The sequence below is a fragment of the Microbacterium ureisolvens genome (assembly GCF_019511645.1).
Taxonomy (GTDB): Bacteria; Actinomycetota; Actinomycetes; order Actinomycetales; family Microbacteriaceae; genus Microbacterium; species Microbacterium ureisolvens_A.
Genome location: NZ_JAEUAX010000015.1, coordinates 36,625 through 49,257 on the forward strand (window position 1 = coordinate 36,625; position 12,633 = coordinate 49,257).

Genomic DNA, 12,633 nt, shown 5'->3' on the forward strand with positions numbered 1-12,633 from the left:
TCTTGGTGATCCACGCCCGCGTGGGTCACCGGTCGGGGGCCGCCTGGAGCGGCCGCTCGGTGTGTGAAGCCCGTCGCCGGTTCGGTTTGGCGACTTGCGCCGGCGGCGGGCCAACGGAGTCTCGTCGGATGACGGGACACTCCATCAGGTGCGTGGCGTCCTCATCCCCTTCTGCGCGGACGCCGAGCGCGACCTCCATCGCCCAGCGGCCCATGGCGTAATGGGGCAGGGCGACGGTGGTGAGTGGGGGATCCTGTTCCGCGGCGATCAGCTGCTGGTCGTCGTAGCCGACGACAGACAGATCCCGCGGGATGTCGAGGCCGCGGCGGTGGGCGGCGATGTACACGCCGGCCGCCATGCGGTCGTTGAAGCAGAAGATGCCGGTGGGCCGCTGTTCCTCGGGCAGGTCGAGCAGGAGCTCGGCCGCCGCCCGGCCGCCGTGGGCGGACGTCTCGGCGGTGACGTGCAGTGCCGGGTCGGCGGGAATGCCGGCCTCGGTGAGCGCCTCGAGGTACCCCTCGTGGCGCAGTCGCGACGCGATCGGGAGCGGGTCGTCGGTATCGAGGTAGGCGATGCGGCGGTGGCCGGCGGCGACCAGCTCGCGTACGGCGGCTGCTCCCCCGGCGCGGTCGTCAGGCACGACGCTGCGGTACCCGCCGCCGGCGGGACGGCAGTCGAGAAGCACCGTCTTGGCCAGCACGCCCTGCGGGACGTCGACCACCCGGTGCCACATGCAGGCGTAGATCATCGCGTCGACCTGCTGCGCGGACAGCGCGTCGATCGCCGCGCGTTCGATCTCGACATCTCCGCCGGTGTCGAGGAGGTAGACGAGGTGCCCGTTGTCGCGGGCCGCATCCTGTGCGCCGGCGAGCATGCGCCCGGCGAAGGGGGTGGTCGCGATCTGGTCGGAGATGAGTCCGACGGTGCGGGTCCGCTGCGTGCGCAGCCCGCGTGCCACCGAGCTCGGCGCGTAGCCGACGGCCCGCGCGGCGTCGCGCACGCGTCGGCGCGTCTCGTCGGAGATACGGGACTCCACGTCGTTCATCACGAGCGACACGGTGGTCACCGAGACGCCGGCTGCCGCCGCAACGTCTGAGATCCGCGCCCGTGCCATCTGTAACACTCCCTTGTGATAAATCGATTTATCGACCGAACTGATTATGAACCGCGATCGCGTTCGGCGTCAAGTGCGAGATCGCGAAGTCGTGTCCCCCGAAAGGACGACATGCGCGTTGGAAGCTGACATGTTTATATGGATATGCCATGCAAATCGATTTGCATCGGCGTTCCCCACCGAAGGAGCAACACTCATGAACACTCCCCCGAAGCGCGTCAGGCGTCTCCTGACAGGGGGGCTTGCGGCGGTCGCCGTGTCCGCCTCCGCCCTCGTCGGCCTCCCCGCCGCCGCCCTCGCCGCCCCCGTCGCAGCGGCGGTTCCCGACCTGCAGGACGGCCCCCAGCCGACCGAGCACACGCAGCAGGCGTACGCCCCCGAAGACGACTTCACCGCCAAGTGGACCCGCGCCGACGCCCGCCAGCTCAAGCGCCTTTCGGACCCCACCGCGGGCTCGAAGGAGAACTCGATGCCGGCCGAGCTCACCATGCCGGCGGTTCCGCAGGACTTCCCCGACATGAGCAACGAGCAGGTGTGGGTCTGGGACTCGTGGCCGCTGACCGATGAGCACGCGAACCAGTACAGCGTGAACGGCCAGGAGATCATCTTCTCGCTCGTGGCCGACCGCAACCTCGTCTTCGACGAGCGCCACGTGTTCGCGAAGATCGGCTACTTCTATCGCCCCGCCGGCGTCCCCGCCGACGAGCGTCCCGAGAACGGCGGCTGGACGTACGGCGGCCTCGTCTTCGACGAAGGCGTGACCGGCAAGATCTTCCCCGACCAGTCGTACAGCCACCAGACCCAGTGGTCGGGTTCGGCGCGCATCTCGAAGGGCGGCGAGATCAAGCTGTTCTTCACTGACGTCGCGTTCTACCGCAACGAGGACGGCACCAACCGCAAGCCCTACGACCCGCGCATCGCGCTGAGCGTCGGCAAGGTGCACGCCAACAAGGACGGCGTGAAGCTGACCGGATTCGACAAGGTCACCGACCTGCTGCAGGCTGACGGCACGTACTACCAGACCGGTGCCCAGAACGAGTTCTTCAACTTCCGCGACCCGTTCACGTTCGAGGACCCGGCCCACCCCGGTGAGACCTACATGGTCTTCGAGGGCAACTCCGCCATGCCCCGCGAGTCTGCGAAGTGCGACGAAGAGGACCTCGGCTACCGCGAGGGCGACCCCTTCGCCGAGACGGTCGACCAGGTGAACGCCTCGGGCGCCACCTACCAGATCGGCAACGTCGGTCTCGCGAAGGCGAAGAACAAGGAGCTCACCGAGTGGGAGTTCCTGCCGCCCATCCTGTCGGCCAACTGCGTCACCGACCAGACCGAGCGTCCGCAGATCTACATGAAGGACGGCAAGTACTACCTCTTCACCATCAGCCACCGTGGCACGTTCGCGAACGGCATCGATGGCCCCGAGGGCGTCTACGGCTTCGTCGGCGACGGCATCCGCAGCGACTACCAGCCCATGAACTCCGGTTCGGGCCTGGCCCTGGGCAACCCGACGAACCTGAACTTCGCGGGTGGGCAGCCGTTCGCGCCGGACTACAACCAGCCGATCGGGCACTTCCAGGCGTACTCGCACTACGTGATGCCCGGCGGACTGGTGCAGTCGTTCATCGACACGGTCGGCACCGAGGGTGACTTCCGCCGCGGCGGCACGCTCGCCCCGACCGTGAAGATCGACATCGACGGCGCGTCGTCCGCGGTCGACTACTCGTACGGCGACGGCGGACTCGGCGGCTACGCCGACATCCCGGCGAACATCAACGTCAATTCGGGCGGCAAGGTCACCCCGCTGCCGTGACCTGATCGGACGGTGGATGCCTCGGCACGGCCTCGTGCCGAGGCATCCACTCCGTCCGTCCTGGGTTTCCGGATCCTCATTCGAGGTCCGGAGCCGGGATGAGGGAGACCTTCGGCGTTCGGCTCCGCATCTCGGCCCGTCTCCTCGATTGAGGACCGAGTCCGACCCCGACCCCGACCCCGACCCGGCAGACCGTTCCTGAAACGCCCCGCCGACACACTCCGACCGCCCACCGGAAAGGATCCGTGATGCCCGCTCCTGACGCCCCCACCGCATTCCCCTGGCGGCGCGCCCTCGTCTGGGCGGCGGCGGCCATCGCGGTGGTCGCTCTCGTGCTCGGAACGGCGATCGCCCTGCTGCGGCCATCGGGCGACAGCCCCGAGGCGCGCCCTACGCCGACCGCGCCGTCGGCCGACGACTCCGCGCGGCCCGCCGATTGGTCACCGCATCGGCCAGGGATCCACCTCACGCCCGGCGAGAACTGGATGAACGACCCGCAGAAGCCGTTCCTCCTCGAAGGCGTGTGGCACTACTACTACCTCTACAACGCCGACTATCCCGACGGCAACGGCACCGCGTGGTACCACGCGACCTCGACCGACCTCGTGCACTGGAAGGACGAGGGCGTCGCGATCGACAAGTACACGAACGGGCTCGGCGACATCTGGACCGGCACCGCGGTCGTCGACGAGAAGAACACCGCCGGCTTCGGCGAGGGCGCCGTCATCGCGCTCGTGACGCAGCAGGTCGACGGCGTGCAGCGCCAGTCGCTGTTCGTCTCGCGCGACGGGGGCTACCGCTTCGAGTCGTTCGAGGGCAATCCGGTGATGGACAATCCCGGCGTCGCCGACTGGCGCGACCCCCGCGTCTTCTGGGACGACGCGGCCGGCCACTGGGTGATGGCCCTCGCCGAGCACGACCGCATCGGGTTCTACACCTCGCCGAACCTGCGCGACTGGACGTACACGTCCGACTTCGTCACGACGGATCTCGGCGTTCTCGAATGCCCCGACCTGTTCCCCATGGCGGTCGACGGCGACCCCGACGACGTGCGCTGGGTGCTCGTCGCGGGCGCGAACGGCGCCGCGGAGGGCAAGGCGACGGGAACCGCGTACTGGGTGGGCGAATGGGACGGCGAGCGCTTCACCGCCGACGGCACCGGCCACCAGTGGCTGGATCACGGCCCCGACTACTACGCGGCCGTCACGTGGGACGACCCGCGCCTCGACGAGACCGACCGCCTCGCGTCGCGGTACGGCATCGGCTGGATGAACAACTGGGCCTACGCGGGCCGGTTCCCGACCGAGGACTGGCACGGCGGATCGGATTCGCTCGTGCGGCAGATCACGCTGCGGGACGACGACGGGCGCGCGACGCTGCACTCGACGCCGGCGCCGGCGCTCGACGCGGTCTCGGGTGACCCGGAGCGCCTCGACGATGCGCGGCTGGGCGACGGCGAGATCGTGGACGTCGCGGTGCCGCGATCGGGTGCGTATCGATTGCGATTGGATGCTGCGAGCCCGGCCGGCGAGCTCCGGGTGAAGGTGCTGACGGGCGACGGCAGCTTCGCCACGGTCGGCTACGACTTCGAGGCTCAGTCGGTGTTCGTCGCACGCGATGCGGACGCCGTCGCGGGCACGATGCCCGACGCCTACCGCGAGGTGCGCACGGCGGCGGTGGAATCGACGGATGGGCGCATCGCGCTCGACATCGTGGTGGACGCCGCCTCGATCGAGGTCTTCGCGGGCGACGGGCGCGCCGCGCTGACGATGGCGACGTTCGGCACGACGGGCGCGCGGGGTCTGCAGCTCGAGGGTGCCCGCGAGGAGGTCGCCGTCACGGGGGCGAGCCTCACTCCGCTGCGCGTCGCCCCGGTCGAGCGGGAGTCGCCGCGCGGTTAGCGGTCGACGGCGCGAGCCTGACTCCGCTGCGCGTCGCGCCGGTCGAGCGGGAGTCGCCGCGCGGTTGACGGTCGCCGGCGCGAGCCTCATCCCGCTCTGAGGTTCCGCCTCGGGCGGGAGACGCCGCACGGTTAGCGGTCAACCTGCGAGGGGCGCCGGCACCGCGACGGACTGCCGTTCGACGAGCCAGCCCCGCAGCAGGTGCACGCCGTCGCCGAGCGGGGGCGCGGTGCCCTCGATCCGGTCGAGGAGGCGCGTCATCCCCCACCGCCCCATCTCGTCGTGGGGCAGCGCGATCGTGGTGAGCCCGGGGTCGAGCGCGTCGGCGACGGGATGCAGGTCGTCGATCCCGACGACGGAGAGGCCCTGCGGGACGGGAATGCTTCGGCGGGCGGCCGCCTGCATCACTCCCATCGCGATCTGGTCGTTGAAGCAGATCACCGCCGTGGGCGGGACGGGCTGGTCGAGCAGTCGCCCGCCCGCCTCGCGACCTCCGGCGGCATCGGATGCGCAGAAGTCGAGGCGCCCGTCGCCCAGGGCGATGCCCGAGTCCCCCAGGGCGGATCGCACGCCGATCAGGCGGCCTCGGGCCGCGCGGGACTCGTCGGTGGTCCCGACGTAGGCGATGTCGCGGTGCCCCTCGCGCGTGAGGCGCTCGCACGCGAGGGCGGCGATCTGCGCCTCGTCGGGCACGACGGCGTCGACCTCCCAGCCCGGCTCCGGTGCGGCGTCGACGAGCACGACGGGCACGCTGTCGGGCACCTCGGGCTGTGCGACGCGCTGGTGATACATGCGGGCGATCAGCAGGCCGTCGACCCGCTGAGCGAGGAACCGCGCGACCAGGTCGCGTTCCGCGTCGGGGTCGCCCCCGCTCTCGGCGACCATCAGCAGCACGTCGCGCTCGAGCCCTGCGCGTCGGGCTCCCTCGATGATGCGACCGGCGAACGGGGTCGCCGCGAGATCGTCGCCGATCAGTCCGACGACGCCGGTGCGGCGGCGGCGCAGGCCGCTCGCCACGCGGTCGGGGACGTAGCCGAGCTCACGCGCGACAGCGAGGATGCGCTCACGCGTCTCGGCGTTCACCGCCCGTGCGCCGCTCAGCGCGTGCGAGACCGTCGTCGCCGAGACGCCGGCGGCCGCGGCCACATCGCTGACGCGCGCGCGTCCGCCGGTCTTCCCAGACATACGCCCAGCCTATGGGCCGAGCCTCCCTCCGTTGAGTTCTCAGCGCACCACGGCGGTCACGGTGGCGAGTCGTGCGAGCACTTCCTGGCTGATCGAGCCGAGCAGGAACCGGGCGAGCGCGCCGCGGCCGTGTGAGCCGACCACGGCGAGACGTGCCGAGGCCGCGAGCTCGTTGATGACGTGCGACGGGTAGCCGCGCTCGACGCGGCGCACGATCTCGAGGTCGGGGTAGCGCGAGGCGAGGCCCGCGAGCGAGAGCCTAAGGGCTTCGGCCGTGAGCTTCTCCATGTTCTCGAGGTACTGCACGGGGTAGGCGCCCATGTTGCGCGGCACCTCGAGCGGCGTCCACACCGCGACGGCGATCAGCGGTTCGCCGAGGCGGTCGGCCTCGGCCGCGGCGAAGGCCACGGCCTTCTCCGACACAGGCGATCCGTCGACGCCGACCACGACTCCGCTGCGGTCCGACACGTCGACGTCGGGCACCACCACGACGGGGCAGTGCGCTCCCGCGGCGATGCGCAGGCCGTGCGCGCCACGGCGATGCGCCGCCCCGCCGGTGTGATCGCTGCCGATCACCAGGAGCGATGCGCGGGCCGACGCCTCCGTCAATACGGCGACAGGGTTGCCGCGTTCGACGCGCATGTACACCTTCAGCCCGAGACGAGGAAGAGCGGATGCTGTGGCCTCGACCCGCTCGCGAGCGGCGGCGACGGCGGCATCCAGCACTTCGTCCTCGCCCACCGCGCCGACGGCTCCGCCGACGACTTCGATGAGCTTGAGCGGCAGGCGATGGGCCGATGCGCGCTTCACCGCCCACTCCACCGCGCGCTGGGCGGCAGGGGCGTCCGTGACTCCGACGACGATAGGTTCACCCACGTTGGCTCCTCTCGGATGCCCCCACGTTAGCCCGACCGGACCCCGCAGCGGTGCATGCCGGCCCGTGAGAAATCCGCTCGCTGATCAGGACTCGTCGGGCCAGGGCCACGGCCACGGCCATTCGTCGCCGGGGTTCGGCTCGGCCGGGGGCTCGGGCTCCGGTTCGGGCTGCGGTTGCGGTTCGGGCTGGGGCGCCGGTTCGGGAACCGTGGGTTCTTCCGCCCCGGGCGCCGGCTGGGGCGCGGGTGCGGGAGCGGGCACCGGGTCTTCCGTCCGCGGGGTGCGCGGTGTCTGCGAGCGCTGCTCCTGCAGTTCGCGCATCCGCTGCTGCTCCGCGGCGATCCGGGTCTGCTCGTCGCGCAGCGCCGCCACGGCGCCCGCGTACGTTCCCATCGCCTCGAGCGCGGCGGCCTCTTCCGTGGCCGCCGCAGCTGCACCCGCCGCGGCGCGGACGGCGTCATGCAGGGGCGCAGCGGGCAGCGGGTTCTCTGCCACGATCCGGTCGGCCGATGAGGGCAGCGAGGCGCCGAGGGCGAACAGCGCCGCGCGCGCGTCGTCGATTCGTCCCTCGAATGTCGCCGCCGCATCGCGCACGTCTGACGCCGCGGCGTCGAGCTCCTTGCCGTGGGCTTGCGCAGCGTCCGCCGCCGCCGCGAGCGCTTCGAGATCGGTGGTGTCGATCTCGGCGGCTCCGTAGGCGGCCGGCTCGGCCACGGGGTCGACAGCGCTCTGCGCCGTCAACGCGTCGAGTGTCGCCTGCGCCGCGAGCCGCGCGGTTTCGTCGCTCATGCCGCCGAGCTGGGCGATCACCGAAGCGGCGGCGGCAACCGCATCTGCTCCCTGTGCGGCCAGCGCGCTGTAGTCGCGCATCGCGGCGTCCAGGTTGCTCTGTGCCGCGGCGGCCGTCTGGTCGGCCGCGTCCCACAGAGCGACCGCCGCCGCGAGGCGATCGCGAGCTTGCGCGGATTGCACCGTGAGGGTTCCGGCGATGGCGACGCCGGCGACGACGATGACGGATGCTGCAGCCACCCCCCACTTCACCATTCCGCTCCGCCGTGCCCGGCGAGAAGGACGGGGCGCGGGTGCAGCCGGCGCCGCATGCGCGGGTCGCTCCGAGAGATTCGTGGGCTCTGTCATCAGACCCGGCTTCACCGGGTCCGGCAATGGCGGAGCGACCACACCCCCGGCCCCGGTCACGCCAGGCAGTTCAGGCGCCGTCCCCAACGCCCAAGCCCGATCCCCAGCCCTGGCCACGCCAGGCAGCCCGGGCGCTGTCCCCAACGCCCGAGCCGGATCCCCAGTCCCCGCCAACCCAGACAACTCGGAAGCGGCCGCCGGATCCCCGGCCCCGGCCGCGCCAGGCAGCTCGGGCGCCGTCCGCAACGCTTGAGCCGGATCTCCGGCCCCAGCCACGTCGGGCAGCCCGGGCGCCGTGCCCAACGCCCGAGCCGGATCCCCAGTTACCGCCAACCCAGACAACTCGGAAGCGGCCGCCGGATCCCCGGCCCCGGCCGCGCCAGGCAGCTCGGGCGCCGTCCGCAACGCTTGAGCCGGATCTCCGGCCCCAGCCACGTCGGGAAGCCCGGGCGCCGTGCCCAACGCCCGAGCCGGATCCCCAGTCCCCGCCAACCCAGACAACTCGGAAGCGGCCGCCGGTTCCTCAGCCCCAGCCGCGCCAGGCAGCTCGGGCGCCGTCCCCAACGCCCAAGCCCGATCCCCGGCACCGTCCGCGCCAGGCAATCCGGGCGCCGCCCCCAACGCCCGAGCCGGATCCCCAGCCCTCTCCAACGCAGAAGCGGCGGCCGGGTCCCCAGGCCCGGCCGCCGCAGTCCGAACAGCGACGTCGAGCGGCGCGGGCTCGATCGTCGCGAGCGGAATCGCCGCGGCAACCTCGGCGGCGGGAAATTCCCCGATCGCAGCCGATGCGCCCTGAGGATCGGGTGCGGCACGCGTGTGGCGGGCATCGGGCGGTGGGAGTGACACCCCTTCCTTCTCCTCCGCACGCGCATCGGGAGCCCCGGTCGCGGGCATCACCGGCGCGGGCGCAGAGGGTCCGGCGGCACCGTTCGCGACGGGCGCCGCGTTCGTCGACGCGGGTGCCCGCCCCGTTCCCGGCGCGACCGCCACGATCGGCACATCCGTCCGCACGGTCACCGCCGCTGCCGGAACAGAGACCAATCCGCCTACCGTCGGGGCCGACCCCGGCAGTGTGACAGCTGCCGCACCGTGGCGAGCCATCAGGCGCGCGCTGGCCGCCGCCATGGCGATCGGCTGCTGGCGCTCCTCGGCGGCGAGGGGGCCGAAGAGACCGGCCAGCGCCGCTTCGCGCGAGCGTTCGGCCTCGAGGTCGCTCTCATCCGCGGCATCTCGCGGTCGATCGCTCTGCGGCACGCGGTAGTGGCTCCGAACGCCCATGCTCGATCCCCCCTCTCATCGCTGAGAAGGACGCCAGTGTATGTCGGCGTCAACGCGCTCACATGGGGGTTTTCCCCTGATCCCCTGCCTCGGCCATAGGGGTCTGCGAGCCGCCGCCCGTGACGGCATCCAGCACCGTCGGCAGGGCGCGGCACCCGGCCTGAACGGCCGCATCTGTCTGTCGTCACCGCGCTACGACCGTTCGACCAACCCGGTCGCGACGCGCCGCGCCGCAGCATCCATTCCCTTCACGGCATACGCACCCGTTCAGAGCGCCCGGGCCTCAAGAACCGCGAAAAAGGGTGGATCCCGCACGCGTGGCGTGCCGGGATCCACCCTTCGCGACTCCGGGCGCGGACCCGGAGCCGAGGCTGATTACAGCGAGAGGCGCTCGCGGACGACGCCGGCGAGCTCGTCGGCGTGCCGTCTGGCTTCGTCCTCGGAGGATGCCTCGACCATCACCCGCACGAGCTGCTCGGTGCCCGACGGGCGCAGCAGCACGCGGCCCGAGAGGCCGAGCTGGGCGGAAGCGCGGGCGACGGCATCCTGAACGCCCTCGTCGGTGGCGGCGCGGGAACGATCGACGTCCTTCACGTTCACGAGCACCTGCGGGTACACGGTCATGATCGACGCGAGCTCTTCGAGCGTCTTGCCGGTGCGGGCCATCTCGGCGACCAGGTGCAGGCCGGTGAGGAGTCCGTCGCCGGTCGTGGCGTAGTCGCTCATGATGACGTGGCCCGACTGTTCGCCGCCGAGCGAGAAGGCCCGCTCGTTCATGCGCTCGAGCACGTAGCGGTCGCCGACCGCCGTGGTCTCGACGTGGATGCCGTGGGCCGACATGGCGCGGTGGAGTCCGAGGTTGCTCATCACCGTGGCGACGAGGGTGTCGTCCTTCAGCTGGCCCCGGCTCTTCATCGAGACCGCGAGGATCGCCATGATCTGGTCGCCGTCGACGACCTTGCCGTTCGCGTCGACCGCGAGGCAGCGGTCGGCGTCGCCGTCGTGCGCGATGCCGACGTCGGCACCGACGCGCACGACGTGTTCGGCGAGCTGGTCGAGGTGGGTCGAGCCCACGCCGTCGTTGATGTTCCAGCCGTCGGGATCGGCACCGATGACGGTGACCTGTGCGCCGGCGTCGGCGAACGTCTCGGGCGAGACGCCCGATGCGGCGCCGTGCGCGCAGTCGAGCACGACGTGGATCCCGTCGAGGCGGTGCGGCAGCGAGCCGAGCAGGTGCACGACGTAGCGGTCTTCGGCGTCGGCGAATCGGCGGATGCGACCGACCTCGGCGCCCGTGGGCTGCAGCTTGGGACCCGACATCGCGGCTTCGATGCGCTCTTCGACGACGTCGGGCAGCTTCACGCCGCCGCGGGCGAAGATCTTGATGCCGTTGTCGGGTGCGGGATTGTGGGATGCCGAGACCATGACGCCGAAGTCGGCATCGATGTCGGCGATCAGGAACGCCGCTGCGGGGGTCGGCAGCACGCCGGCGTCATAGACGTCGACGCCGGATGAGGCCAGGCCGGCTTCGACCGCGGCGGAGAGGAACTCACCGGAGACGCGCGGGTCGCGGGCGACGACGGCGGTGAGCCGCTTGCCCGCGGCGCGGCGCGCCTCGGCGGAACGGCCCTGGCCCAGGACGACGGCGGTCGCCTGGGCCAGGGACAGTGCGAGATCGGCGGTGAGGGGGCCGTTGGCCAGCCCCCTCACCCCGTCCGTGCCAAAGATCGGCATACGGAGTGGAAGCCGATCAGCGCTTCGAGTACTGCGGCGCCTTGCGGGCCTTCTTGAGACCGGCCTTCTTGCGCTCGATGACGCGAGCGTCGCGCGAGAGGAAGCCGGCCTTCTTGAGGGTCGGGCGGTTGTTCTCGACGTCGATCTCGTTCAGCGCACGGGCGATGCCGAGGCGGAGCGCACCGGCCTGGCCCGAGGGGCCGCCACCCGAGATGCGAACGATGACGTCGTACGCACCCGTGAGGTTGAGGACCGTGAACGGGTCGGTGATGAGCTGCTGGTGGAGCTTGTTCGGGAAGTAGTCCTCGAACGCACGGCCGTTGACCGTGATGGTGCCCGAGCCGGGGATGACGCGCACGCGGGCGATGGCCTGCTTGCGGCGACCGACTGCGGCGCCCGAGACCGAGAGCACGGGGCGCTCGGCGGCGACGACGGTCTCGTCGATCGCGGTCTCGGTGGAGTAGCTCGTGGGGGTTTCTTCGATGTTCGCCATCAGTGTGTCCTGTTCTGTGCGGCGCTTACTGGGCGACCTGGTCGAAAACGTACGCGGTGGGCTTCTGCGCGGCGTGCGGGTGCTCGGCACCGCGGTACACCTTGAGCTTCGACAGCTGGTTGGCGCCGAGGGTGTTCTTGGGGAGCATGCCGCGGACGGCCTTCTCCACGGCACGGACCGGGTTCTTCTCGAGAAGCTCCGCGTAGGTGACCGACTTGAGGCCCCCCGGGTAGCCCGAGTGACGGTAGGCCTTCTTCTGCTCGAGCTTCTGGCCCGTCAGCGCGACCTTGTCGGCGTTGATGATGATGACGAAGTCGCCCATGTCGACGTGGGGGGCGAAGGTCGCCTTGTGCTTGCCACGCAGGAGCGCGGCAGCGTGCGAGGCGAGGCGGCCGAGGACGACGTCAGTCGCGTCGATGACCAGCCACTCGCGCTGGGCTTCGCCAGCCTTGGGGGTGTAAGTGCGCGTCACAGTAGTGCTGCTTTCTTGATTCGAACGGAGAGGTTCGTGAATCCCACTCCGGGGTGGTTCTGTCTCTCGATGAGAGACCGAACACGCCAGTGGAGGGCTCACGTTCGCGGTGCCGGGTCAGCTGAGCCGGACACCAAAGATCAATAGTACGCGACACGGATGCTTCGACCAAACCGACGCCCTACCGTCAGGTCTCTCCGGTTCGGCGCCGCCACGCCGAGCGCACCCTTCTTCATCCCGGCACGCATCTCTTTATGGAGACACGCTCCTCTATATAGGGGGACAGACCTCTACAGGCGGGCAGACCTCTCCAGGCGGACAGACCTCTCCAGGCCGACAGACCTCTCCAGGCCGACAGACCTCTCCAGGCCGACAGACCTCTCCAGGCCGACAGACCTCTCCAGGCCGACAGACCTCTCCAGGCCGACAGACCTCTCCAGGCCGACAGACATCTCCAGGCCGACAGACATCTCCAGGCCGACAGACCTCTCCAGGCCGACAGACATCTCCCGGCGGACAGACCTCTCCAGGCCGACAGACCTCTCCCGGCGGACAGACCTCTACCGGCGGACAGACCTCTACAGAGGGACAGACCTCTCTATATAGGCGCACACATCTCTATATCTCGCCGGT

10 protein-coding genes are annotated in these 12,633 nt (G+C 70.8%); 3 read left to right on the forward strand and 7 right to left on the reverse strand.

The annotated features are described in order from the left end of the window. Positions 1–25: 25 nt before the first annotated feature. Entirely contained in the window at positions 26–1,114 is a 1,089-nt protein-coding gene (locus JNB61_RS18225) for a LacI family DNA-binding transcriptional regulator (protein ID WP_220340558.1), read from the reverse strand. A gap of 196 nt (positions 1,115–1,310) precedes the next feature. Between JNB61_RS18225 and JNB61_RS18230 the strand changes: the two genes are divergently transcribed. Next, a complete protein-coding gene (locus JNB61_RS18230; RefSeq protein WP_220340559.1) occupies positions 1,311–2,924 on the forward strand; it encodes a glycoside hydrolase family 68 protein in 1,614 nt (537 codons plus the stop codon). A 248-nt stretch (positions 2,925–3,172) separates the two neighbouring features. Continuing rightward, positions 3,173–4,825, forward strand: a complete 1,653-nt coding sequence (locus tag JNB61_RS18235) for a glycoside hydrolase family 32 protein (protein ID WP_220340560.1) — start codon at positions 3,173–3,175, stop codon at positions 4,823–4,825. A gap of 138 nt (positions 4,826–4,963) precedes the next feature. Here the strand turns inward: JNB61_RS18235 and JNB61_RS18240 are convergent, their stop codons facing one another. The 6 genes from JNB61_RS18240 to rplM form a co-directional block, all read right to left on the reverse strand. Next, entirely contained in the window at positions 4,964–6,010 is a 1,047-nt protein-coding gene (locus JNB61_RS18240) for a LacI family DNA-binding transcriptional regulator (RefSeq protein WP_220340561.1), read from the reverse strand. Positions 6,011–6,049: 39 nt separating this feature from the next. After that, positions 6,050–6,886, reverse strand: a complete 837-nt coding sequence (locus JNB61_RS18245) for a universal stress protein (RefSeq protein WP_220340562.1) — start codon at positions 6,884–6,886, stop codon at positions 6,050–6,052. Positions 6,887–6,970: 84 nt separating this feature from the next. Beyond that, positions 6,971–7,930 carry a hypothetical protein gene (locus JNB61_RS18250; RefSeq protein ID WP_220340563.1) on the reverse strand — a complete coding sequence of 320 codons (960 nt, stop codon included), beginning with the start codon at positions 7,928–7,930 and terminating at the stop codon, positions 6,971–6,973. Between the two features lie 1,746 nt (positions 7,931–9,676). Next, positions 9,677–11,035, reverse strand: a complete 1,359-nt coding sequence (gene glmM / locus JNB61_RS18255) for a phosphoglucosamine mutase (RefSeq protein WP_220288290.1) — start codon at positions 11,033–11,035, stop codon at positions 9,677–9,679. 16 nt (positions 11,036–11,051) lie between these two features. Continuing rightward, positions 11,052–11,528 carry a 30S ribosomal protein S9 gene (gene rpsI, locus JNB61_RS18260; protein ID WP_045301569.1) on the reverse strand — a complete coding sequence of 159 codons (477 nt, stop codon included), beginning with the start codon at positions 11,526–11,528 and terminating at the stop codon, positions 11,052–11,054. A 25-nt stretch (positions 11,529–11,553) separates the two neighbouring features. Then, complete coding sequence (rplM, locus tag JNB61_RS18265) at positions 11,554–12,000, reverse strand: 50S ribosomal protein L13 (protein ID WP_116194399.1); 447 nt, start codon at positions 11,998–12,000, stop codon at positions 11,554–11,556. A gap of 159 nt (positions 12,001–12,159) precedes the next feature. On the opposite strand from rplM, the gene JNB61_RS18270 reads away from it, so the two are divergent. Then, positions 12,160–12,606, forward strand: a complete 447-nt coding sequence (locus JNB61_RS18270) for a hypothetical protein (protein WP_220340587.1) — start codon at positions 12,160–12,162, stop codon at positions 12,604–12,606. Positions 12,607–12,633: the final 27 nt, after the last annotated feature.

Coding starts and splice junctions, on each gene's coding strand:
- rpsI (WP_045301569.1), bottom strand. CDS start 11,528: ATGGCGAACATCGAAGAAACCCCCACGAGCTACTCCACCGAGACCGCG.
- JNB61_RS18235 (WP_220340560.1), top strand. CDS start 3,173: ATGCCCGCTCCTGACGCCCCCACCGCATTCCCCTGGCGGCGCGCCCTC.
- JNB61_RS18225 (WP_220340558.1), bottom strand. CDS start 1,114: ATGGCACGGGCGCGGATCTCAGACGTTGCGGCGGCAGCCGGCGTCTCG.
- JNB61_RS18270 (WP_220340587.1), top strand. CDS start 12,160: ATGCTTCGACCAAACCGACGCCCTACCGTCAGGTCTCTCCGGTTCGGC.
- JNB61_RS18230 (WP_220340559.1), top strand. CDS start 1,311: ATGAACACTCCCCCGAAGCGCGTCAGGCGTCTCCTGACAGGGGGGCTT.
- JNB61_RS18250 (WP_220340563.1), bottom strand. CDS start 7,930: ATGGTGAAGTGGGGGGTGGCTGCAGCATCCGTCATCGTCGTCGCCGGC.
- glmM (WP_220288290.1), bottom strand. CDS start 11,035: ATGCCGATCTTTGGCACGGACGGGGTGAGGGGGCTGGCCAACGGCCCC.
- JNB61_RS18240 (WP_220340561.1), bottom strand. CDS start 6,010: ATGTCTGGGAAGACCGGCGGACGCGCGCGCGTCAGCGATGTGGCCGCG.